General features: G+C 38.0%; 19 protein-coding genes and 1 pseudogene. 16 read left to right on the top strand and 4 right to left on the bottom strand.

Going from position 1 to position 25,018, the window contains the following annotated elements:
• Nucleotides 1–65: 65 nt before the first annotated feature.
• Nucleotides 66–938 carry a cation diffusion facilitator family transporter gene (locus AB1471_RS09750; RefSeq protein ID WP_367779570.1) on the top strand — a complete coding sequence of 291 codons (873 nt, stop codon included), beginning with the start codon at nt 66–68 and terminating at the stop codon, nt 936–938.
• A gap of 176 nt (nt 939–1,114) precedes the next feature.
• On the opposite strand, the gene AB1471_RS09745 is transcribed toward AB1471_RS09750, so the two are convergent.
• Complete coding sequence (locus AB1471_RS09745; RefSeq protein WP_437342356.1) at nt 1,115–2,647, bottom strand: multicopper oxidase family protein; 1,533 nt, start codon at nt 2,645–2,647, stop codon at nt 1,115–1,117.
• A 401-nt stretch (nt 2,648–3,048) separates the two neighbouring features.
• Entirely contained in the window at nt 3,049–3,690 is a 642-nt protein-coding gene (locus tag AB1471_RS09740) for an NAD(P)-dependent oxidoreductase (RefSeq protein ID WP_367779569.1), read from the bottom strand.
• Nucleotides 3,691–3,905: 215 nt separating this feature from the next.
• Between AB1471_RS09740 and AB1471_RS09735 the strand changes: the two genes are divergently transcribed.
• From AB1471_RS09735 to AB1471_RS09720, 4 genes are all read left to right on the top strand, one after another.
• Nucleotides 3,906–4,337: an Rrf2 family transcriptional regulator gene (locus tag AB1471_RS09735; RefSeq protein ID WP_367779568.1), complete on the top strand. Its 432-nt coding sequence runs from the start codon at nt 3,906–3,908 to the stop codon at nt 4,335–4,337.
• Between the two features lie 409 nt (nt 4,338–4,746).
• Complete coding sequence (locus AB1471_RS09730; RefSeq protein WP_367779567.1) at nt 4,747–5,412, top strand: response regulator transcription factor; 666 nt, start codon at nt 4,747–4,749, stop codon at nt 5,410–5,412.
• Entirely contained in the window at nt 5,405–6,994 is a 1,590-nt protein-coding gene (locus AB1471_RS09725; RefSeq protein WP_367779566.1) for a sensor histidine kinase, read from the top strand. The genes AB1471_RS09730 and AB1471_RS09725 overlap by 8 nt, the downstream gene beginning before the upstream one ends.
• Before the next feature lie 487 nt (nt 6,995–7,481).
• On the top strand, nt 7,482–8,723 hold the full coding sequence (locus tag AB1471_RS09720; protein ID WP_367779638.1) for an ABC transporter substrate-binding protein: 1,242 nt from the start codon (nt 7,482–7,484) through the stop codon (nt 8,721–8,723).
• A gap of 270 nt (nt 8,724–8,993) precedes the next feature.
• Here the strand turns inward: AB1471_RS09720 and AB1471_RS09715 are convergent, their stop codons facing one another.
• Nucleotides 8,994–10,523 carry a DHA2 family efflux MFS transporter permease subunit gene (locus tag AB1471_RS09715; protein WP_367779565.1) on the bottom strand — a complete coding sequence of 510 codons (1,530 nt, stop codon included), beginning with the start codon at nt 10,521–10,523 and terminating at the stop codon, nt 8,994–8,996.
• 315 nt (nt 10,524–10,838) lie between these two features.
• Between AB1471_RS09715 and AB1471_RS09710 the strand changes: the two genes are divergently transcribed.
• Nucleotides 10,839–11,495, top strand: a complete 657-nt coding sequence (locus AB1471_RS09710; protein WP_367779564.1) for an NUDIX hydrolase — start codon at nt 10,839–10,841, stop codon at nt 11,493–11,495.
• 100 nt (nt 11,496–11,595) lie between these two features.
• On the opposite strand, the gene rpoN is transcribed toward AB1471_RS09710, so the two are convergent.
• Nucleotides 11,596–12,909: an RNA polymerase factor sigma-54 gene (rpoN, locus tag AB1471_RS09705; RefSeq protein ID WP_367779563.1), complete on the bottom strand. Its 1,314-nt coding sequence runs from the start codon at nt 12,907–12,909 to the stop codon at nt 11,596–11,598.
• 258 nt (nt 12,910–13,167) lie between these two features.
• On the opposite strand from rpoN, the gene AB1471_RS09700 reads away from it, so the two are divergent.
• The 10 genes and pseudogenes from AB1471_RS09700 (at nt 13,168) to AB1471_RS09655 (ending at nt 25,016) form a co-directional block, all read left to right on the top strand.
• Nucleotides 13,168–14,847 carry a sigma-54 interaction domain-containing protein gene (locus AB1471_RS09700; RefSeq protein WP_367779637.1) on the top strand — a complete coding sequence of 560 codons (1,680 nt, stop codon included), beginning with the start codon at nt 13,168–13,170 and terminating at the stop codon, nt 14,845–14,847.
• On the top strand, nt 14,844–15,752 hold the full coding sequence (locus tag AB1471_RS09695; RefSeq protein WP_367779562.1) for a ketopantoate reductase family protein: 909 nt from the start codon (nt 14,844–14,846) through the stop codon (nt 15,750–15,752). The genes AB1471_RS09700 and AB1471_RS09695 overlap by 4 nt, the downstream gene beginning before the upstream one ends.
• A 241-nt stretch (nt 15,753–15,993) precedes the next feature.
• Nucleotides 15,994–17,139 carry an acyl-CoA dehydrogenase family protein gene (locus AB1471_RS09690; RefSeq protein WP_367779561.1) on the top strand — a complete coding sequence of 382 codons (1,146 nt, stop codon included), beginning with the start codon at nt 15,994–15,996 and terminating at the stop codon, nt 17,137–17,139.
• A 22-nt stretch (nt 17,140–17,161) separates the two neighbouring features.
• Complete coding sequence (locus tag AB1471_RS09685; protein WP_367779560.1) at nt 17,162–17,929, top strand: SDR family oxidoreductase; 768 nt, start codon at nt 17,162–17,164, stop codon at nt 17,927–17,929.
• 30 nt (nt 17,930–17,959) lie between these two features.
• Nucleotides 17,960–19,927 carry a TRAP transporter permease gene (locus AB1471_RS09680; protein WP_367779559.1) on the top strand — a complete coding sequence of 656 codons (1,968 nt, stop codon included), beginning with the start codon at nt 17,960–17,962 and terminating at the stop codon, nt 19,925–19,927.
• A 27-nt stretch (nt 19,928–19,954) separates the two neighbouring features.
• Complete coding sequence (locus AB1471_RS09675) at nt 19,955–20,971, top strand: TAXI family TRAP transporter solute-binding subunit (protein ID WP_367779558.1); 1,017 nt, start codon at nt 19,955–19,957, stop codon at nt 20,969–20,971.
• A 16-nt stretch (nt 20,972–20,987) separates the two neighbouring features.
• Nucleotides 20,988–22,607 carry a long-chain-fatty-acid--CoA ligase gene (locus AB1471_RS09670; RefSeq protein ID WP_367779557.1) on the top strand — a complete coding sequence of 540 codons (1,620 nt, stop codon included), beginning with the start codon at nt 20,988–20,990 and terminating at the stop codon, nt 22,605–22,607.
• A 70-nt stretch (nt 22,608–22,677) separates the two neighbouring features.
• The gene (locus AB1471_RS09665) at nt 22,678–23,577 is read left to right on the top strand and encodes a 3-hydroxyacyl-CoA dehydrogenase family protein (protein ID WP_367779556.1); all 900 of its coding nucleotides are present in this window, start codon (nt 22,678–22,680) and stop codon (nt 23,575–23,577) included.
• Between the two features lie 35 nt (nt 23,578–23,612).
• Nucleotides 23,613–23,696 (top strand): annotated as a pseudogene (locus tag AB1471_RS09660) (electron transfer flavoprotein subunit beta); the annotation flags it as partial.
• Nucleotides 23,697–23,822: 126 nt separating this feature from the next.
• Nucleotides 23,823–25,016, top strand: coding sequence for a thiolase family protein (locus AB1471_RS09655; RefSeq protein ID WP_367779555.1), 1,194 nt, complete (start codon nt 23,823–23,825; stop codon nt 25,014–25,016).
• Nucleotides 25,017–25,018 lie beyond the last annotated feature (2 nt).

Genomic DNA, 25,018 nt, shown 5'->3' with positions numbered 1-25,018 from the left:
TATAGACCCACTAACATTTGTTTTGATATCATAATTTAAATCAAGAACAATGGAGTGAAGTATGAATGAATCCAAATCCTTCTAAAATTGCATTTTTATCAGTAATAAGTAATACTTTTGTTGTTATTTTAAAAATAATTGTTGGGATAATTACCGGTTCGGTAGCTGTTTTGTCCGAAGGTATCCATTCTTCATTAGATTTAATGGCTTCTTTAATCGCTTTTTTCTCTGTTCGAATTTCGGGCAAACCAGCTGATAAAGACCACCCGTATGGACATGGGAAAATAGAAAATATATCGGGAACCATTGAAACATTATTAATTTTTGTAGCTGGTATTTGGATTATTTACGAATGCATTCACAAAATCCTGCATCCTGAACCGATCCAACTCCCGTTCCTAGGAATACTAGTGATGTTAATTGGTGCTACCATCAACTTTATCGTGTCAAGAATTGTTGGACGAACAGCCGAGAAAACAAAATCTATGGCCATGAAATCCAACGCGTTACATCTACTTACAGATGTATACACGTCATTAGGTGTAGCAATAAGTTTGTTACTTGTCCTATTAACTGGATGGTATATTTTAGATCCTATTATCGGAATTGTTTTAGCTGTTTATATCATGTTTGAAGCGTTTAAGTTAATGAAAGAATCGTTTCCTCCATTAATGGATGTACGTTTATCTGCAGAAGAGGAAGAGCAACTCTTACAAATTATTGAATCCTATAAAGAAGAATATGTTGAAGTTCACGATTTTCGTACTAGACGTTCAGGTAAAGATGAATACATTGATTTTCACCTAGTTGTTCCATCCCACTATTCCATTGAGACAGTACATGATTTATGTGATCGAATCGAACAAGACATCATTAATTTGTTTGCTAATGCGCAAGTATTGATTCATCCAGAACCTGAGCATGAACGAAAGGATTAAGAATCATGGGTTGTTTCAAGCTGACACCACTTTTCGCATAATTTCAGGTCCAAATTGATGCATCTGAAAGTGAACCTATCGGCGTATGAAGCTCCTAACAATGCAATAAAAGTATAATGAGAAAGCAGGAATCCTTAGAGGTTCCTGCTTTTCTAATTCATACATCACGTCACACTTCATTGAATCACAACATAAGGCCGCATCATTTCATAATCCTCGTGCTCTAAAATGTGACAATGCCAGACGTATAAACCAGTATAAGGGCCAAATGGAACAATAATGCGTGTGATTTCTCCAGGGTCCGCACGTACTGTATCCTTCCATCCTTGTTCATTTGGATCAGGAGTTACTCGAGAACCAGTCGGGACAAGTTTGCTATTTTCTTCATAAATCTCTTGATCAAACGGTTGCCGATCAAGAATTTGAAATCGTACTAGGTGTAAATGAATGGGGTGCGTTGCTTCTGTTAAATTGATGAAGCTCCAAATTTCCACGTTCCAAAGGCGAGGGGATTCGGTAATGGGTTCTGACCATAATTGATTATTTAATAAGTGAATATTACGTTTAAATTCATCAGTCCTCATATTTAGCAAAAGATTTCTAGTTTTGTATTGAGTGCTTTCTTTGAGTTTTGGCACATGTGTTAAAGTGTGAGGCAATTTGCTATGATCTGGACTTGACAGACTTTTGGTCACACGAATTTGCATGACGAATTCTGTTGATTGTGCATCCGGCATTTCGCCTTGTGGAAATGGAGACGCTGCATCGTTTTTTATTGTAATCTCCTCACCAAATGAAGATGAAAAATCCACTAATACATCTGCTCGTTCAGCTGGTGCAAGTAACAGCTCTGTGACATTAACAGGTGCGGATAATAAACCTTGATCGGTACCAATTTGGACAAAAGGGCCTCCATTTGAAAGAGACAGTCGATAAAATCGAGCGTTTGAGCCATTTAAAATTCGGAAGCGATAGCGTCGAGGCTCCACTTCAACATATGGCCACACCTTCCCGTTGACTAAAATTGTATCACCGAAAAAATCAGGAAGGACGGAGGGGTTCACGTCAGCTACAGGCGGATCGGGTTGAGAAGGATATAAGAGCGAACCATCTGAATGGAAGGAGCGGTCTTGAATGAGCAAAGGAATTTCGAATGGACCATTGGGTAATCCAAGTGACTGTTCTTCTGTATCATGGATAATATAAAAACCAGCTAACCCCGCATAAATATTTAAACGAGTGATTCCCATCGCGTGATCATGATACCATAGCGATGTTGCAGGCTGTTTATTCGGATACTCATAGATCTTCAAAGAAAAGTATGGCCCTACTTCTTTAAAGCCATTTGTAAACCATGCCTCTGGATAGCCATCACTCATATCAGGAGTTACACTTCCGTGAAGATGAACGACAGTACGAACTTCTGGCTTATCTTTTTCGGCACCGTGGATCGTTGTATCAATAGGAAGAAAATGTTTCAGTGGTAGCTCATTTTTCCATAAAACGCGAATCATTTGGTTGCGCCATACTCTGAAGATTGGCCCTGGAAAATAGCCATTATATCCCCAGATTTTCGTGGGAGGTAAATCGCGATGAAGCTTTAGCATGCTTTGTCTCATTGACACCTCATAAAAGGGTACTTGGTTAATCCATGCAATAGGTTGAATCGTTTCCATAAGGGGAAGAGGATCTGCAAATTTTTCAAGCACGGTACTCCTCCTTTCACATCTGTTTCTATATACTTATTATTATTTTTTAGAAATATCCTTCTGCGCCATTAACAATGATTTTATAGAAAAAGATGAATTCTCTTTTTCATAAAATCTTAAAATAGGGATGGAGGAATACGAGATTTTATATATCTGCTAAATTTCGTTATCATTGTCCCACGCACCCGTATGTTCTACCATGGCTATTGATATAATAAGTCCTATATAAAAAGGTTAACCAATAAAAACTGGCTACAGATTAGTGAAGAATAATTATTTAGAGGTAATTGAGGCATGTTATATCTCCTCTAAAGGCAGTATGTAGTTTCAATTGAAAATACCATTAGCATTTACACACTAATGGTATCTCTAGTTTAAACTTAATTTTTACGTATCGATTGTTATTCTGATTCAGAAACAAGTGAAAATCGTTCGTTTTTATGTTGAGGATTTTCAATTTCATTCAAAACGGCAATAGCATAGTCAGCATAGCTTAAATAGCTTTCACCTTTTGCATTTAGAATTAAGTTGTCTTTTCCTTTTTGATAAGAGCCTGTTCGTTTACCTTCTGGGTCAAAGAATCCTGCTGGGCTAATATAAGTCCATTGAATTCCACTTATGCTTTGTAATTCCTCAAGATTTTTGCCCATATTTATAGCAGTTGGAAGATAGGCTTCAGGAAATTCTGGCGTTTCCAATACTCTTAGTGATTTCGCTTCATCCACAAATAAACTTCCTGCTCCTCCAACTACAATTAATCTTGTTTGTGAAGCAACTTTAAGCACCTCTATTAAAACTCTACCAGCATCCACATGTAGATGTTCTTGCCCAGGTTTAGCATTAAATGAATTGACAACGACATCAAATTTATTCACATCATCTGCCTTCAAGGCAAATAGGTCTTTTACTAAGACGGCAACATCTTGATTTTGAACTTTAGCTGCATCCCTGACAATAGCTGTAACCTCGTGACCTCTACCTACAGCCTCCTTAAGAATTAAGCTTCCAGCTTTGCCGCCTGCACCAATAATTCCGATCTTCATATTAAAACTCCTCCAATAATCGTTTATTGTGTTTCGTTTAATTGTAACTAAATTGATTACATGTAACAATATAGATTACAGGATGGTGTTTTGTCAATTGATTTTTACCGAAATTTTAAAACAAATAGTAATAATACTAACTTGTAACTGCTTGTATTACATGTGTAATCCTTTATAATAGTAGGAATATAGAAGTTGAAGGAAGGCGAAAAAAGATGTCTATCAGTAGCCGTTTTGCAGTAGGGATCCATATATTATCTCTTTTAGAAATAAATAAAGATGGAGTTAATACATCTGAATATATTGCAGCAAGTGTAAGCACTAATCCAGCTTTAATAAGAAAAATAACAGGAATGCTTAAAAATGCTGGATTAGTAAACGTCCGACCTGGTGTTGCTGGTGCGGGTTTGGCCAAGGAATTATCCGAGATTACATTACTCGACGTATATAAATCTGTTAATGTCGTGCAGGATAAAGAGTTATTTGGGGTCCATGAAAATCCAAATCCAGCTTGCCCAGTAGGAAGAAACATACAAAATACAATTGGACCAATATTTTCTGTTGCTGAACTAGCATTAGAAAAGGCATTAGGAATAGTAACCATCGAGGATGTTGTGAAGGATATTTTAGAAAAAGAAAATAAGTAACAAGTAATTGTTAATCGTTTGAAAGAAAGGTGTTTTTATCTTTTTTAATTTTACTTAAGAAAAGAAACATGCCGAAACCGAAAAACATTATGAGCCATAAACCAATGACAGAACTTTTCCTCTTGCACTGTCTCCCTATACCCATCAAGCTAGGATCTAGGTTACACCCCCAGAATGCAAAAGCCACCGAGCTAACATAAAATCAGCGTCCGTATGTGGAGGTAGTTGTTTTTCCTTTCTTGCTGGTGCTTTGGTCCCTAAAAAGAATTAACTTTTGGACTGAACAAGATGTCACTCATTGGTTACCACAAAAAATAGGCCCAACGTATGTGGGGACTAAAGAGTTGGTATGAGATACTACCTTTATAAGAATTTAATTCAACTTTGACAAGTAGGTATGGTGTTCATAATGTATTCAATATTAGTTTTAGAAGATGATAATGAAATTCGCGAACTGATCAGCGAGTTTTTGTTGACGCAACAGTATAAAGTAGAATTGGCGAGTGATGGACTTGAGGGGTTAACGTTATTTCAAAAAAATGATTTTGACCTCGTTATTACGGATGTAATGATGCCAAACATGGATGGATTCCAGTTAAGCCAGCTTATACGCCAGAACTCAGACATACCAATTATTATGCTTACAGCATTAGAAGATGATTTAGATCAACTAAAGGGCTTTGAAACAGGCGTAGACGACTATATAACAAAACCATTTTCGTTTGATATTCTTATCAAACGAGTCGAAGCAGTACTCAGAAGGAACAATCGAACAAAGGAAAATGTTCAAGGCCAACTTACTTTTGAAAACCTCGTTATGAACGTACCATCTTTCGAAGCATACGAAGATAATCAATTGATTAATTTGACGACGAAGGAGTTTGAGCTGCTACATTATTTAATGGAGAATAAAGGGCAAGTGATTCCAAGAGAAGCGATGATAAATAGGCTGTGGGGATATAACTATTCCGGTGATACAAGGGTTATTGATACACATATTAAGAACCTTCGAAGGAAGTTGAATGGTGATTATATAAAAACGGTAAAAGGCATTGGGTATAAGATCCATGATTAATTTTCCTGTGCATTTAAAACGTAGAGGCATTGTGTTAAAAATTTTCGTTATTACGACTATATTATTAATGTTGGCGTCATTTATTATTTATTTTGCTCTATATTTTCTTCTCCCTGGTTTTTATAAGGATTATAAACTGAGTAGTTTACAGTCTGAATTCGCTCAGTTTAAGGATGAAGTAGAAGGAGAATCCATTAAATATTTTTTAGGTCACAGACGTAATTTCGAATTAGGAAATGATGTTATTGTTGAGGTGGGAACACCTGATGGGAAACCCGTTAGACTGGAATTGGAACATGATTATTACTTTTATGGTTACATAGATATAATTGAACAAATAGATGAAAATACAGTTATCGCTATCAATAGAAGAGTAATGACGCTAAGGGAGGGAATAGAGGAGGAAATAGAAATAGAGGAAATAGAAGAAATAGAAGAAATAGAAGAAAAAGAAATAGAGAAAATAGAAGAAATAGAAGAAAAAGAAATAGAGAAAATAGATAGAAGAGGAAGAGAGGGAACAGAGGGATTATTCATAATGGAACCGATAACTGTAAGGGAAGGAGAGTTCACCCTTAAAGTTTTTCAAACGTTTCAACCTGTTGATGAAGTTCAAAAAGTCATCTTACAATTTTTACCTTATTTAATTGTTGTTATTTTATTCATTTCAATCGTTGGCGCACTTTTTTATGCGAAAATTTTGTCAAGGCCTTTACTTGAATTGAATTCAGTGGCCAAAAAAATGATCAATCTAGATTTTTCACATAAAAGTGAGTATAAGTCCAAAGACGAACTAGGTGAATTGGCTGCAAGTTTAAATAATATGTCCAGTAATTTACAAAGTACAATGAATGAGTTATATAATGCAAACGAAAAATTGAAAGAAGATATAGAACATGAAAGAAAGATGGAGGCAGAGAGAAAGGATTTTTTTGCCACCATCTCCCATGAACTAAAATCACCGATTACGGTCGTGAAAGGTCAATTAGAAGGAATGATCCATCATATTGGCGTTTATAAGGATCGCGATACGTATTTACAACGTTCTCATAAAAATATGGAACAGTTAGAATTTCTTGTGAGGGAAATTTTGCACCTTTCAAGAATTGATCAAGTGGGGTTTAACCCGAAAGTTCGTAAAGTAAATCTATCTAAGATGCTTACAGAAGTCACGGATTCCCTTGAGTACTTTTCTTCTCAAAAGCAATTAGATGTAACAGTAGAAGTCGATCGTGACCTTTGGAGTAATACAGATGAAAAGTTAGTAGAGAAAGCACTTCGTAATATTATTCATAATGCGATGATGTATTCTCCTAATAAAGCTGAAGTTCAAGTTTCTTGTAAAGATGCAAAGGATGCTATTTATATGACCATCTTTAACTCAGGCGTATCAATAGAAGAAGCTCAGTTAGATACGATTTTTGAACCATTTAAGAGATTAGAGAAATCGAGAAATAGACATACAGGTGGAAGTGGTCTTGGACTGTATATTGTGAAACGAATTTTTGATGTTCTTCATATACAATATAAGTTAACGAATGAACGAGATGGGGTTTTGTTTACAGTCCGTATTCCTAAATGAAAATTGTTTGTGGGGAGATTCAAACTCAGAAGGGAACTCGTTCAAGCATAGTTTGAAGAAACGGCGGGGAATCAGGTGGTGAATCCAACACCACCTGGAAAAAAATAATTTTTACAGCATCCCATGCCATGTTGATATAAATCTCCTTATTGTTTCCTTATTTGCGCTACAAAATAAAATCTGTAGTTGGTGTGAAGTTTGTGTGGAGTTCATGTGTAGTTCTAATCATTCTGCATACCCAATTGACGAAATCCGTATCGTTGTCCCATGGTTTATAACTAATCAACAGTCGTATGATCATGAACCCCCTCAACAATTTCAGCAAAGTATCTTTAAAAAATGAAGAAAAACGTAAAATAGTGCAGTAATTTAGTTGTATTAATTGTTTGAATTTTTTTATAATGTAAATTGAAAGCGTTATCAAAATAAGGGGGTTATTGTCGTGAAATTATATGGACTTTCAGTATTATTTGCGCTTGTACTCGTGATGTCTGCGTGTAGCTCTGATTCGTCGGGGGAATCTGATGGTGATTCTAGTGAAGATGGTGGTAGTGCAAGTGGTAAAGTAGAAATCTTCAGCTGGTGGACAGGGGCTGGAGAAGAGGATGGATTGCTCGCATTAATTGATTTATTTGAAGAGGAACATCCAGATATTGAAGTTGACAACGCTGCAGTATCCGGTGGAGCTGGTACGAACGCGAAAGCAGTGTTAACCACAAGAATGCAAGGGGATGATCCACCATCAACGTTCCAAGTGCATGGTGGCGAAGAGCTTAATAAGAGCTGGGTTGCAGCAGATAAAATGGAACCAATCAATGATTTGTATGAAGAAAATGAGTGGATGGATAAATTCCCAGAAGAATTAATTGAGCTGGTAAGTCAAGGTGAAGACATTTATTCTGTACCTGTAAATATTCACCGTGGGAATGTAATTTTCTATAACCTAGAGGTTTTTGAGGAAAATGGTATTGAAGTACCAACAACATTTGATGAGTTTTTCACCGCTGCAGATCAATTACAAGATGCTGGCATTGTTCCACTAGCATTAGGTGACAAAGAGTCATGGACAGCAACACAGATTTTTGAAAATGTACTTTTAGGTGTATTAGGACCAGATGATTATAGTAAACTTTTTGCAGGTGAGATTGACTTTGATGATGAACGAGTGGTTGATGCGGTAGAAAAATTCGGGAAGATGCTTGATTATGTGAATGAGGATCATGCATCCCGTAACTGGCAGGATTCTGCTCAGCTTGTAGCAAATGGTGAAGCCGCAATGATTAATATGGGTGACTGGGCAAAAGGATATTTTGCTAATGATTTAAATCTAGAAGCAAATAAAGACTTTGGGTATGTTGCCTTTCCTGAGACAGACGGCGATTTTGCTGTCATCACAGATACATTTGGGTTGCCAAAAGGAATTGAAAATCCAGATGAAGTGAAAAAGTTCTTAACTGTACTCGGTTCAGTCGAAGGTCAAGATGCATTTAATCCATTAAAAGGTTCCATTCCAGCACGAGTCGATGCCGATTTGTCAAAATATGATGACTATGGTAAAGATACGATGGAAGACTTCAAGACTTCAAGACTCATTCCAAGTCTTGCACATGGTTCAGCAGCATCTGAAGGATTTGTAACGAAAGCTAATCAAGCTGTAAACATCTTTGTTACACAAAGAGAGGCTGATAACCTTATTGAAGCATTACAAAACGCAGCACCTGAAATGTAATAGAAGAAGATTGAAGAGGTTTCCTCATTTAGGAGACCTCTTCTTATTTAGAGGAAGTTCAATAAATCACCGAAATGATAAGCGACGTATCTCTTTGTGTTTAATAAGAATTGTTATTTTTGTTCGGAAGGATACCAAAAAGGTCTCTAAATGCTTTTATCCATAACCCCAAAAAAGGCTAGACCAAAAGTTTATACTTTTGATCCAGCCTTTTTTCTATATTATATCCGGCTACTCTTTATAAGGAGCAAAAATTTTATCTTACGCTCTTTATTTAGGGGTGGTAATCGTTTCAGTATCCCTTTCCTGATCTTCTTCAGTCAGTTTATGAGTAGTTTCCGCTGTAACACGTTTAATAAAGAACGATAAAATCAAGGCAATAACGGCAAAAATCATGGCTACGAAGAATGCATAATTAATTCCTTCAAGCATGGCTTTGCTGATTAGTTCTTGTTCCATTGCCGCTAGTCCTTCTGGAGTTGTTGGGGTGTTCCCGCTCTGGGCAGCATCGGCAGCGAGTTCAGCACCTTTTGTCTCCATTCGTTTATTCATAATGGTAATGAGCAGTGCGGAACCAATCGCGCCCGATATTTGCTGTAAGGTATTATTCATTGCCGTACCATGTGGGTTCGCGGCCATCGGCAATTGGTTCAAGCCGTTTGTCATAACAGGCATCATAACCAATGAAATCCCAAACATACGAATCGTATAAATCATCATGATGTAATAATAACTAGATGACATGTCGAGTGTACTTAAGAAATAAGTGGTAACCACGGTAATTGTAAGACCAATAATCGCCATCCCTCGTGCCCCGTACTTATCAAATAATTTTCCTGTGATTGGAGACATAAGTCCCATCGCAATTGCGCCCGGAAGCATAAGTAAACCTGAATGGAATGGAGAAATTCCTCGTATCGTCTGGACATAGAGCGGTGTAAGAATCATTGCGGAAAACATGGCAATGGATAACAGAATAGATATGGCTGAAGATAAAGCGAACATCGGGTGTTTGTAAATTCTAAACTCCAGCATTGGATCATCCAATCGGAGCTGTCGTAAAATGAATATAACAAGTGCAATGGCACCAACAATGATGGTTCCATAGACAATCGGTGCGTCAAAGCCTTTATCACCTGCTGTACTGAATCCGTAAAGAATTCCACCGAAACCGATGCTAGACAAAATAAGTGAAAGAATGTCTATCTTCATGTCACGATTCGGTGTAATATTTCGCAATTTAAAAATCGCTAAAGTAAGCGTCAATATGGAAAATGGCAAGATAATCTCGAATAGTGTGCGCCAGGTGGAATGTTCGAGTACCCAACCTGACAGTGTCGGGCCAATAGCAGGAGCTGTGATCATAACGAGACCAAAAATCCCCATTGCTGTTCCTCGGCGCTCGACCGGAAAAGCTGCTAACATGACATTCATTAGAAGTGGCATCATCATGGCAGATCCAGAAGCCTGAATCATACGGGCAGCAACTAAAATACCGAAAGAAGGTGCGAGAATGGCGAGAAGTGTTCCCAGTGTAAACAGCGACATCGCCGTGATAAACAATTTTCGGTTTGTATACTTTTGAACAAAAAATGCGCTGGCTGGAATCAATATTCCGTTTACAAGCATATATCCAGTGGTAAGCCATTGCACAACAGAAGCTTGAACGTCGAATTCTTGCATGATCGTCGGCAATGCGACATTTAATAATGTATTGTTTAGTAATGCGACGAATGCCCCTACAAATAGGATGGCAATCATGGCATAAGGGGGTTTTGGGTGCGTTTGTTGACTATCCATTTTAAATCCTCCACTCAAACATTTGGTTGAAAAATTGTGTGAATAATTTTTCACTTTGTGTATTTTATACCCTAGGTTCAAATAAAACAAACATAAATAACTGCTTTACCATAATTAATTATGTAATGAACGTTTCAATTGCACTTGGACCTCAGATGAATGAGATTTTACCTTATGATGCCCTGCTACCCTGCTATAAAACTCGATAAACGGAAGGCGGATTCGCTATACGGAAGATAATTATGAGTATACCTTTTAGTGGTAGAACTGACTCGTTCATTAGTATCACATAAAAAAAGAAAGGTGGAATGATCAATGGATACGGAAAAAATCAATATATTTGACGAAGATAACAAGCAGTTAGGCGTGGCAACACGTGAAGAAGTACATAGAATAGGACATTGGCACGAAACGTTCCATTGTTGGTTTATAAGTACAAAAAACGATAAAAATTACATTCACTTTCAAATACGAAGTGATGATAAGAAGGATTTTCCAAACCTTTTAGACATCACAGCAGCTGGACATATATTAGCCAACGAAACGATTGCTGATGGAATAAGAGAGGTTAAAGAGGAGTTAGGTATCGACGTATCTTTTGGTGATCTATTTTCACTAGGTGTAATAAAAGATCGAATAATCCAAGATGATTTTATTGATAAAGAACTAGGTAACGTATTTCTATATAGAAGTGAAAATACCTTGGATGATGAATATGAATTACAGTCAGAAGAAGTGTCAGGAGTTGTAAAAGCTGAATTTAAATCCTTTTATGAACTGTGTTTAGGGGAAAAAGAAGAAATTAAAATTGAAGGGTTTGAAATAACTAATGCTGGAGAAAAAATTTTAATCAATAAGAGTGTTAGCAAAAAAAGCTTTCTGCCACATGAGAAGACCTATTTTGAACGCGTAATAAAATTAATTAAAGAGGAGTTAGAACGTAAGCATGATAAATCGACTACATTTAATTGACACCTACTTTAAGGTCAAGCACAATTAAGGGAGGGTACTACTACAACAGCTACACCTTAAATTTTTTTAGTTTCGTGTTGACATACCATATTGGGCCTCTTCATACTTTAATCTCTTTACGTCTACTTGAAGATGGGATTTTTAGTTCTTCTCGATACTTGCTAATCGTACGTCTTGATATAGTAATCCCTTTTTCATTATTAAAATAATCAGCTATTTTTTGATCTGAAAACGGTTTGAATTTATTTTCTTTTGCAATAAAAGTCTCTAAGAGAGCCTTCACCCTTGTTTGAGAAATGGAATTACCGTCTGCGGTTTCTAACTTTGACGTAAAGAACATCCGAAGGTTAAATGTGCCTTTAGGTGTTTGGATAACTTTATTCATAGTAGCCCTGCTAACAGTAGATTCATGCATTTCTATTTCTTCTGATACTTCTTTTAATGTTAGGGGTTTAAGTGAGATCAATCCGTCTCTAAAAAAGTTTTCTTGCTTATTGATAATGACCTTTACTATTTTCAATATTGTTTCACGACGCTGTTCTATACTGCTAAGCAACCATTGGTAATTATTATATTGCTTACTAATATACTTTGACGTTTCATCTTTATTATTAATCAAACTAGTATATTCATTATTAAAATGAATTGTAGGCAAATAACTATCATTTAAATAAAAAGAAATACCCGTTTTTTTAACCTCTACAATAATATCGGGGTTCAAATATTGTGTTGAAAAGTCAGCGATGCAGGAACACGGTTTTGGATTAAGAGTTAGAATAAAGTCATAAATATCTTTTACTTTGGTCAATGATATATTCATGAGAGCAGCAATATCATCCCATTTTCTATTTGCTAATAGATCCAAGTAATTCTGAATTAGGCATTCAGCTAATTTTTCTTCCGGAAAATCGTTTGTTATTTGCAATAGTAAACATTCTTTCAAACCTCTTGCGCCTATCCCGGTAGGTCCAACATGTTGAAGAAGCTGAATTCCTCTGTCAATTTCAGCTTCATCAAACTTCCCATAAACAAATGACTCATTTTCATTGAAATATAAATATCCATTATCATCAATATGATGAATGATATATTGGACTAATTTTTGATCTTGGACATCCTTAAATAAGAACATAGCTTGTTGGGATAACTTATTTCTCATACCTAACTCATTACTTGTTATTACTTCCAATGTCAGTTTAGATGGGCTGATTGACTTCGACGTGTCGCTCGTTTTTTTTTCATACAAAGGCTCGTTCTTTTGTTCTTCTAATTCTATTAAGGGATTTTCTAGCTCTTGTTCTTTTATATATTGGTAAAGTTCGTAAGTGGAATATTGTAATAGTTCGATGGCTTGTCTTAACTCGGATGTCATTATTAGATTGAGTTGTTGTCTTTGTTGGAGAACAAGTTCCATAACTTCCCCCTTGTTAAGTTCATTTTTTTTTAAGAACGCTTATTGAACATAGACTCTATTATAATACAGCTTTTAATAATACTCTATAATAAACAACGAATTTTCTGAATTGAAAGTATAATAGAAACGCAGGTAGATGGAGAAAAAGGTAATAAAAAAAGACCTGATTCAGGGATGAAAAGTAGTCTTTATTAAATTTTTGAATTATTAAAAAAATAAATGTAGAATGGTTTAAAAGGAGGGCTTGTTGTGATTCAGATGGATAAAATCACGTTTTTGTGTCTTGAAACGTCTTTAAATGATGAAGTAATTAGTATGAATGAGAGCCTATTATCTGACTTTAAGAAAAGCGTTTTGAATAAACCTGTTAAAGCACTCTTTGACGTATGGCATGAAAAGCAGGGAGGGAAATTAATTCAGTCCCGCTTGAACAATAAAAGGTATATTTTTCTAAAAGAACAATTGACTGAAGATAGAATTTTCTATGTAGGCATTACTTCAAGAGAACTTGAAAACAAGTTGACTGAACTGGAGGAACTGCAACGTTTAAATCGTCATCTTGATGCGGTCATCGAAAATTCTTATGACGGCATCTATATTACGAATAAGGATGGCGTTACATTGCGGACGAATTCAGCAATTGAAAGAATTACGGGAATACCAAAAGAATACTATTTGAATAAGAAGGTAGACGATTTAATTAAGCGGGGAATTCTTGAGAAATCGGTCACGCATAAGGTGTTAGAAAAAAAGAGAAGTATATCTTTTGTTCAACTTAATTATTTAGGAAGGGAAACACTTCTTACCGGCAATCCGGTATTCAATGAACAAGGTGAAGTGGAGAGCGTTGTTACGAATGTTCGTGACTTATCTGATTTAAATAGTTTGCAGACGGCCCTTCGTAGAGCGAACGACTTAAATAAAAGCTACCATAAGGAAATTGAGAGGTTAAAAGGAATTGAGTCCTTCATAGATGGAAAGACCGTTGTGGAGAACGAGCAGATGAGGATCATCTATGATACCGCAAAACGTATCGTTAATGTCTCAGCTACGGTTCTGATTCTTGGAGAAACTGGTGTTGGTAAAGATGTACTGGCTAAATATATTTACAATGAAAGCGAGCGAAGAAGAAGAGGAAAATTTATTAAAGTGAACTGCGGTGCCATTCCCTTGAACCTCCTTGAGTCAGAATTGTTTGGGTATGCGGGTGGTGCTTTTACAGGTGCAAGCAAAAATGGAAAACCAGGAATGTTTGAATTGGCACATAAAGGAGTATTGTTTTTAGATGAAATTGGCGAAATGCCGTTAGACCTTCAAGTAAAATTACTGAGGGTCATTCAAGAAAGAGAAATTCAGCGGGTTGGCGGGACATCGACTAAAAAAATCGATGTGCGGTTGATTGCAGCAACGAATCGGAATTTAAAAGAAATGGTCCAGGAAGGGAAATTTCGTGAAGATTTATATTATCGCTTAAATGTCGTGCCGATTGCTATTCCTCCTTTACGGAAACGTAAAGATGAGATACATTCTTTAATAAAAATATTCTTGAAAAATATTAATAAAAAGTATGAAATGAAAAAAGAGTTGAATGCGGAACTCTCTTCTTTTTTCTATCGATATCACTGGCCGGGAAATATAAGAGAGTTGTCAAATTTACTAGAACAAATTGTGCTACTAAATAGTGCAGACAAGCTTAATCTCGAACATCTTCCAGTTGAATATAAAACAGAAATAAATTTCCCGTCTACTGAAATCAATGAAAAAGTGACATTGAAAAAAGCGGTGGAAACAGCTGAAGAAAATGTATTGAAGCGCGCAGTTGAAAAATATACGACGACATATGAACTGGCAAAGCAACTAGACACGAGTCAAGCTACTATTGTTAGAAAATTAAAAAAATATAACATTGTATTGAAAGGGCGAGGTAGTAATATATGAAAATTGGTATTATGGGCAGCGGTGCTGTCGGTTCTTTTTTTGGAAGTTTTTTAACAGAAGCGGTACACGATGTAAGGTACATTGCACGCGGGGCACACTTAGCTGAAATGAACAAAAATGGATTGTCGATTGTTAGAGAGAATAAAAAAATAACAATCTATCAAACATTCTCTGAAAATGTTGAAGCTCTTGCTGATTGCGAACTCATTTTATTTTGTGTGAAATCCGGAGATACGAAAGAGACGGCAGAAAAGTTGAAAGAAGTGATTCATGAATCAGCGTATGTCATGACGCTGCAAAATGGTGTGAACAACGAAGAAACGCTTGTCGAGGTATTTGGCAAAGATCGGGTACTGTCAGCGGCGGTATATGTGCAGGCATCGGTTGAATCACCAGGCGTTATTAAACAAAGCGGAAGGTATAGACTTGTTATAGGTGCGCTTAGTGATGGCGGGCAAGAAGCCGCAAAAAAAATCTCCGTCTTGTTAAACGAAGCACAAATCCCTGCGGACTGTTCGCAACAAATTATGTTGAGAAAATGGAAGAAATATTTATTTAGCTTAATATTCAATCCATTATCTGCAGCGACGGATAGGACGATTGGGCAAATACTTGAGGATCCTCATTTAAGAGAAATAGCAGCGATGATCGGATCGGAAACAATTGAGATAGCCGCATTGTCTGGCTATCCGCTGGGTGAAGAGGACATCGAAATTGCTTTTCAAAATGCAGAATTTGCAAGAAAGCACACGACATCGATGCTTCAGGACGTTCGAAAGGGAAAAGTAACAGAAGCTGACGAGTTAATCGGTTATTTAATCAACAAAGCATCCGTGTACAAAAAGTCGTTAAACACAGTAAAAACCGTTTATTACCTATTAAAAAGTAGAGAGAAAAACTTGTAAAGCTGTATTTTTACAAGTTTTTTTGTCGTTAATTATTCACAAATGAATCATTGATGCGTTTTTGAATCACTTATGTGAGAGTGATTGAAGTTTATTCGATTCACAAATGAATCGAAGGTTTTGGTTTTAAATGGGTAGGTAGCTCAAGAACAACGGGAATAGGCATGTGGAAGTTTGGCACGTTAGTTGCAAGTATCTTTATATAGATCATTGAGATCGACCATAAAGGGAGGAAACTAACATGACATTCAAATTGTTACCAGAGATTGAGCAAATGACACAAATGGTTCGAAACTATGTAGAGAAAGAAGTAGAACCATACGCACAGCAAATAGAGGAAGAAGATAAAATCCCTCAGCATTTAGTAGAACTGGCAAAAGAGCTTGGATTGTTCGGAATGAGTATTCCAGAAGAGTACGGTGGCATCGGGTTGAATGCAGTTGGTAAGGTAGCTGTCCTTGAACAGCTTGGCCGAACGCATAATGGCTTTGTCAGTTTAATTAGTGCACACACAGGAATAGGAAGCACAGGGCTTGTAAAATTCGCATCTGAAGAGATGAAACGAAAATACTTACCAGAAATGGCTTCAGGAGAAAAAATTGCAGCATTTGCTCTTTCGGAACCGGGAGCCGGATCGGACGCAACTAATTTAGAAACGAGAGCAGAAAAATGTGGGGATAAATGGATCGTGAATGGAACGAAACACTTTATTACAAATGCGCCAGTGGCAGATGTTTTTACTGTTTTTGCTTTAACGGATAAAGAAAAAGGTGCAAAAGGCGGTATTACGGCTTTCTTAATAGAAAAAGATTTTCCAGGTTTCACGATTGGAAAAACGGATAAAAAAATGGGTCTTCGAGGTTCTTACACTGCTCAACTCATTTTTGAAGACTGTGAAGTTCCGGAAGAAAACGTGATCGGAAAAATTGGCATGGGCTATGTGTCTGCTTTGAAAATCCTCGGAGAAGGACGCGTTGGGCTCGCTGCGAGAGCAGTAGGTTCGTGCGATAAATTGATCGAACTATCCGCTTCGTATGCAAATGAAAGAAAGCAATTCGGTAAGCCGATTGCGGATAATCAAGCGATTCAATGGATGATTGCAGACATGGCAACAGAAACAGAAGCGGCCCGAATGCTTACTTTGAAAGCAGCACTTCTAATTGATGAAGGGAAAAGAGTGATTAAAGAAGCGTCTATGGCAAAACTATTCGCTTCTGATGTATTTAATAAAGTAGCAGATAAAGCTGTTCAAATCCATGGTGGCATGGGATACGTTGCTGATTATCCGATAGAGAGATTTTACCGAGACGCTCGCATTACGAAGATTTATGAAGGTACAAATGAGATTCAACGTCTAATTATTGCACGAAAAGTGTTAGAAAGATAAATATCTGAATGGGGGAACAGTAATGACGTCATTATTTGATCTAAGTGGAAAGACCGCTCTTATTACGGGTGGTGGGAGTGGACTTGGTAAATTAATGGCAGAAGTGTATGCGGAGCACGGCGCAAATATCGCCGTCTGCTCCCGTAAATACGATGTCTGTCTGGAAACTGCGCAAGAAATCACCCAAAAATACGGAGTAAAGACAGCGGCCTTTTCCTGTAATGTAAGTGATGAAGAAGATGTAAAGCGAACGATTAAAGAAGTAATTGATACCTTTGATAAAATCGATATTTTAGTTAATAACAGCGGGGCGACATGGGGTGAAAAAGTAGAAGATATGCCGCTTGAAGCATGGAACAAAGTCATAAATGTTAATACCACAGGAACATTTCTGATGTGCCGAGAGGCAGGTCGCCATATGCTGAAGCAAAACAGCGGTAAAATTATAAACATTGGCTCTGTTGCTGGATTAAAAGCGGAACCGAAAGAAGTGCTGAATGCGATTGGTTATAGTACGAGTAAAGCAGCGATTCATCATTTTACAAAAGATTTGGCACGTAAATGGGCCGGAAACAATATTACGATCAATGCGATTGCGCCTGGTTTTTTTGAAACTAAAATGACGAAACATACTCTTGAAGTGAAAGGAGATGCCATTAAATCTAGTCATCCTATGGGGAAAATTGGAGATGAACAGTCTTTAAAAGGCACCGCTCTATTATTAGCAAGTCGTGCGAGCGATTATATTACCGGTCAAATTATTGCAGTAGACGGTGGCAGTTCATTGTAACGTTAAAGATATATGCAAGGGGTGGTTAAGATGACAACAGCAGAAGAACCTGTTCGGAAAATCAACACAATCGTTGAAGAACAGCCGTCTAATGCGGAAATATTATGGCAATCCCGCAAAGAGAAGTGGAACAAAAAACGAGTATTTATGCTCATTATTTCTTTGCTGGCGATTGGAATGGGAGTCTTCCACATTTATACTGCAGGATTTGGCACCCTTGAGTCATGGCAACAGCGTGCAATTCACGTATTGTGGGCACTTTTGCTTATCTTTTTAATTTTTCCGTTTAGAAAAGGAAAAAGCTTTGGGTATATCGATATTCTTTTTATTGGATTAACGATTGTTACTGGTTGGTATATGCTGACAGATGTAGAGGGTATACAAATGCGTCAGGGAAATGTCAGTGATCTAGATATGATATATGGAACGATTTTGTTAGCGCTTGTTCTTGAAGCAACGAGAAGAACAAATGGACTTTTGATGTCTTTAATCGGTTTGTTTTTTCTCGTATACATTTTCTTTGGTAGCTATTTCCCCGGAATTCTCGCCCACCCAGGTGCTCGTTACGGGAAAATGATTGATCAAATGTTTAACAGTACACTGGGCATTTTCAGCACACCTATTTATATCAGTTCGACGATACTCATTTTATTTGTCATTTTTGGTTCATTTTTAATGAAATCGGGCGGCGGACAGTTTTTTACAAACTTTTCTTTTGGAGCACTCGGAAATAAAGCAGGTGGGCCGGCTTTATCTGCAATCGGCGCGAGTGCGCTCGTTTCAACTATTACAGGAAATGGGGCGGCGAACGCTGCGATTACCGGTTCATTCACTATTCCGCTCATGAAAAAAATGGGTTATTCCAAGAAGTTTGCTGCTGCCGTTGAAGCAGTTGCCTCTCAAGGAGGACAAATTATGCCGCCAATTATGGGTGCATCAGTTTTCATCATGGCGGAAGCAACCGGTGTTCCTTTTATTAAATTGGCGCTTTATGCGCTTATTCCAGCGATTGTTTATTTTCTCATTGCTGGATTTATCGTTTATTTTCATTCGAAAAAGCTTGAACTTTCAGGTATTCCGAAAGAATTCCTCCCAAATCCATGGGAATCTTTGATAAAACAAGGATATTTATTTTTACCAATTCCCATCATTATCGGTTTAATGGTTATGGGGTACAGCCCGATGAAAGCTGGCTTTTATGCTATTTTCATTACGATCGCACTCAGTTGGATCAGAAAAGCAACAAGAATGAACCTGCTTCGTATCCTCGGTGCTATTGAAGATGGGGTTAGAGGAGCACTTACTGTTATTGCGGCATGTGCAACTGCGGGAATCATTGTCGGTGCTGTTTCATTAACAGGACTCGGTATGAATTTTTCACGGTTTATGATCGGGGTTGCGGACGGCAAGACATTTTTATTGCTCGTCATGATTGCCATCTCATCTATTATTCTAGGTATGGGTATGCCAACAGTATCTGCTTACGTAATTTTATCTGTCCTCGGTGTTCCAGCATTGGTAGCTGCGGATATTAACTTGATCTCTGCTCACATGTTCGTGTTTTATTTTGGAGTGCTTTCTGGCCTGACGCCACCAGTTGCGATTACAGCGTATACAACAGCAGGGATTGCTGGATCCAATCCAAATGCAACAGCACTTTATGCGATGAAAATTGGAGTAGGTGGATTTTTAGTCCCATTTATATTCGCTTACAACCCCGAACTTCTTTTGCAAAGTGAGAATATAAGTGCGGTTATCTTAGTTATTGTAAGCGCTTTAATAAGCTGTTATATTTTTGCATCAGCAGTAGAAAATTATTTAATCAATCGGCTTAACATCATCCAGCGCCTTCTTTTATTTATCGCTGCGGCCGCTTTAATTATTCCTGGCCTCTTGACGGATCTTGCAGGTATTGTGTTGTTCATTGTCGTTTATATGTGGCAAAAGAAGGAGTTTACAGGAAAAGCTGAAGTGATTCAAAGGGCAGACGCGCAATAAGGTCGAGAATAAAAAGGAGGAATTAAAATGATGAAAAGCGCGTTATTGAAAGCAACATTTGGTATTTTAATGGTTGTACTAGTGGGGTGCGGTAGTGGAGAAGGAGACAACGTGGGAGGAGACAATAGTAAACTGACAGCGCCTGAGAAGTTTTTGCAAATTGGAACAGGGCCTATGGGATCGGGATGGTATCCCATCACAACGGTTATGTCAGATATATACATGGATAACTTTAATGGGTTGAATGCTTCACAAATTGAAGGCGGATCTACAGCAAATTTAAGGTCTCTTGACGTAGGAGATATTCACATAGGTATGAACTACACATCGGATTACTCTGAGGCAATTGCAGGAGAGGGGACTTTTGAAGAAAAACTTGATACTGTCGCAGCGGTAGCCTCACTTACTCCAGTGTATCAAACGATTGCCGTACTTGATAAAAACAACAAAATAAACAAGATTCAGGATATTGAAGATAAGCACATATTCCTCGGTCCAAAAAACGGAGGAGGTGCTGTTGCTTTTTGGAAAATGATGAAAGAATACGGAATCGATGAGGAATCGGTCAAAAATGCTGGCGGGAAAACATCTTATGGCGATTATAATGACGGTGCTGCGATGCTCGTAGATAATTCAGTTGATGTATTCCTCGGAGGTGGCGCTCCTTCAGTGTTAGCTCTACAGGACATAGAGCTGACAAATAAATTGCGGATTCTGCCGATAGATCAAGATAAACTCGACAAAATAGAAGAAAAAGATTACGGGATTTCTGCGGGAGCAATTCCAGCACAATCGTATATAGGTATGGATGAAGAAGTGCTGACGTACACAACCGTTTCGATGTTAACGGCTCGTACCGATCTTGATGAGGAATATGTATACAATTTGACTAAGTTATTTTGGGAAAACATCGATATTTTTGAAGAGCAAATTCCGGAACGTGCCGCTCATTTTACTAAAGATACAATATTTGACGGGATTGATAAAACTACATTGCATCCAGGGGCAAAAAAATATTATGAAGAAGAAGGTATATTCGAATAGAACTGGGGTGCAGACGATGGGAGAAACGGTAAAAAAACCTTGGGAACAATGGTATGGAGAGAGAACTTCATCTATTCTGCTACCGGAAAGCTCAATCTACACACTTTTGATGAATACTGTTAAAAAGTTCCCTGACCATACAGCGATTGTTTTTGAAGACGAACGGATCGATTATACGACTTTAAAGAATCAAGTAGACAAACTAGCTGGGAAATGGAAAGAGATTGGTTTGAAAAAAGGGGATCGGATTGGACTGATGATGGCTAATCACCCTCTTTATATTGTGAGTTACTATGCTGCGCAGGCACTTGGTCTCATTGCTGTTCAAGTGAATCCAATGTATACATCCCGGGAGTTGATGCAGATTGTCGTTGATTCGTGCACGCAATATATAGTGTTCGACAAGAATGCTAAACGTACAGTTGAAAAAATAAAAGAAGTGTATTCGTTCGAACAGTGCTTCTCGATTGAAGACGACAGTGAATTCGTATCGCTTCGAGCACTTATTGAAAATGGCAAGGAAATAAGCGGACCTGAATACATTGATCCTCATGAAGACATCGCTGTTATTCAATACACAGGAGGAACGAGTGGAGAAATTAAAGGAGCGATGCTGACTCATTTCAATCTTACTTCCAACGTCGTTCAAAGCTTTGAAATGTATGGTGAAACGATGAGGCAGGGAGAAGAGGTTATTCTGACAGCGACTCCACTTTACCATGTGTATGCAATGACGAGCGCGATGAATCTCGGCATTCACCTCGGTGCTACGATTCTTTTGTTTCCAAAATTTAAGATTCAAGATGTTCTAGAGAAAGTGAAGAAATATCGGCCGTCATTTTTCCCAGGCGTACCCAAAATGTATAATGCGTTCATCAATTATCCAGCTATCGGAAAATACGATTTAAAGTGCTTAAAACATTGCTCGTCTGGTTCGGCACCACTCCCGATCGAAGTCATTAAGAGCTTTGAAGAATTGACAGGTGCTGTGATCTGTGAAGGATTCGGTATGTCGGAGGCCTCCCCGTCAACACATCGTAATCCGCCATTCGCTAAACGAAAAGTAGGCAGCATCGGCATTCCATTTCCGGGTACAGATTGTATGATTATTGACGAATATGACACAGAACTGGGGCCGAATTGTGTTGGCGAGTTGCTCATTAAAGGGCCTCAAATCATGAAAGGCTATTGGAACAGCGAGGAAGAAACGAGAAAGGCGCTACAAAATGGCTGGCTATATACAGGCGACCTCGCAATGATGGATGAAGAAGGCTATTTTTATATCGTCGGTAGAAAAAAAGAAATGATTATCGTTGGAGGTTTTAATATTTATCCCCAAGAAGTAGAAAGTGTCTTATACGAACATCCTGATATTCAAGAAGCCGCAGTAGCAAGTATACCTTATGGCATGGGGGAAGAAATGATAAAAGCATTTATCGTTCCACAAGAGGATATCACAATCGATATAGACGAAATAAAGGGGTACTGTTATTCAAAGTTAACACCTTACAAAGTACCGAAAGAATTTGAAGTGATAGACGAACTGCCTAGAAATACAGTTGGCAAGCTATTAAAAAGATTGCTCATTAAAGAGGAACTAGAGAAGAGAGAAGTGGAGTTTAATGAGGAAAAGTAAAAATTAATCAAGTAGCTTTTGAAGCGTACATGGATGAAAGAAGAATGATAAAAGAGAGGAATGGATGTTGATGAAAAAAAATGAAATTAATCACGTAGCCGTTGTCGGTTCAGGTACGATGGGTTCACAAATTGCGATGGTTTGTGCGCTTGCTGGTTATCCGGTCACACTGCAAGATATTGAACTAGAAAGTCTTGATAAGGCAAAGGTGTTTCTCAAAGGGCAGATGGATAGGCGTGTTGAAAAAGGGAGATACACGCGTGAAGAGGTAGACAGCGCGTTTGATCGCCTTTCTTTTACGGCAAGCATTGAAGATTTGTCAAATGCAAATATGGTGATTGAAGCGATTGTTGAAAAATTGGATGCGAAACGTGATCTTTTTGCAAAGCTCGATAAAATCGTTGCAGATGATGCGATATTAGCGACGAACAGTTCAACGATTGTTAGTTCAAAAATAGCAGATGTCGTTAGTCATCCAGAAAACGTCTGTAATATCCATTTTTTTAATCCAGTTCTTGTGATGGAAATGGTCGAAGTGGTTAAGGGCCCCCATACATCTGATAAAACAGCTGAGAAGAGCATAGCATTTGTGAAAAACATCCGGAAAACACCGGTTTTACTTAAGAAAGAAATTTCAGGATTCATTGCTAATCGCATTCTCGGTAAATTGATGGATGAAGCTGTATTTTTATATGAAAACGGTTACGCCACGCATGAAGAAATTGATCTTGTCTGTAAAAAAGCACTAAATCACCCGATTGGTCCGTTTGCTTTAATGGATTTGACGGGCATTGATGTAAATTATTTCGTGCGGATGCAACGATACAATGAAAGCGGCGACGAGAAAGATAAACCAGCAAGGATCGTCGCTGAAAAAGTAGAAAAAGGAGAGCTAGGTAAAAAGACAGGAAAAGGTTTTTACGAATATGATGCAAAAGGAACCAGAGTGGGGAATGAAATAAAAGTTTAAATGTTGGTCAAAAAGCATTTGATACGGAAGAGAAAATTTCAATCAACAATGGAGAGGTTCAGGAAGACGGTTCCGTATTCATTATTAATCCATACGGTGAATCCGGCGTAGAAACAGCTTTCGGATCAGAAGTGGACAATCGTGTCTTTATCGTGATGCAAGGATTTTTTAATTTATGAGTAAATGAGAAACCTCAAAGATCCTACAGGGAAATTAATAAAGAATATACATAAGGGGGGAGCGTTATGAGTGAACGAGTAGTTATTGCCGAGGGGGTGCGCACGCCAATTGGAAGGTATGGTGGCGCATTAAAAGAAATTAACTCAGGACTTTTGGTTTCACATGTTATTGAAAAATTACTTGAAAAAGTATCTCTGTCACCAGAAAAAGTAGATGAAGTTATTTTAGGAGAAGTACGGCAGGCGACTGAATCGTCGAATGTCGCTCGCGTCGCAGCAATTCGAGCCGGCATTCCTGTTGAAAAACCAGCATTTACAGTGAATCGCCTCTGTGCTTCCGGTATGCAGGCAATTGCTTCCGGTGCTCAGCAAATTCAATCGAATCAGGCTGATATTGTTGTCGCTGGCGGCACGGAAAGTATGAGCTGTTCGCCGATATACTTGCGTGGAGCTCGTTTTGGGGGAGATAAAACGTATTTAGTCGATTCAAATTTGGAAGCAGGTCAGCAGCCGAAAGAAATGTACGGTGAAGATATGGGCATGGGAATCACTGCTGAAAACGTCGCACAAAAATTTCGAATTTCTAGAGCAGATCAGGATGCGTTTGCGATCGAAAGTCAAAAAAGAGCCGCAGCTGCAATTGAAGAGGGGAAATTCAAAGAGGAAATTGTTCCTTATGAAATAAATACAAGAAAAGGAACGGTTATCTTTGATAAGGACGAGCATCCACGACCTGAAACGACGATTGAAAAACTTGCACAATTAAAACCTGTGTTTAAGAAAGATGGGTCTGTAACCGCTGGCAACGCATGCGGTCGAAATGATGGTGCTTCCGCTGTTCTTCTTATGAGTGAATTCACAGCGAAGACTCAGTCATTGACACCGTTAGCTGCAGTTGTTGACTGGATGGCTGTTGGAGTACCACCAGAAATCATGGGCATCGGTCCTGTTCCCGCGATTCAAAAACTATTAGAAAAAACGAATTTATCGATTGATGAAATTGACTTGTTTGAAATAAATGAAGCATTTGCATCCCAAGCACTCGCTGTACAACGTGAACTCAACATTGATTCAGAAAAATTAAATGTGAACGGTGGGGCGATTGCGCTCGGACATCCTGTTGGTTCTACGGGATCACGGCTTGTCATTACGTTAATGCATGAACTGAAAAAAAGAGGAGGGCGTTACGGGGTTGCATCATTATGCGTTGGAGGTGGACAGGGGATGGCCATTTTAATTGAAAATCTTCAGGTACAGTAAAG

The organism is Jeotgalibacillus marinus (genome assembly GCF_040801915.1).
GTDB lineage: Bacteria > Bacillota > Bacilli > Bacillales > Jeotgalibacillaceae > Jeotgalibacillus > Jeotgalibacillus marinus.
Note: the sequence above shows the minus strand (reverse complement) of the source record. Positions and strands in the feature narration are given on the sequence as shown.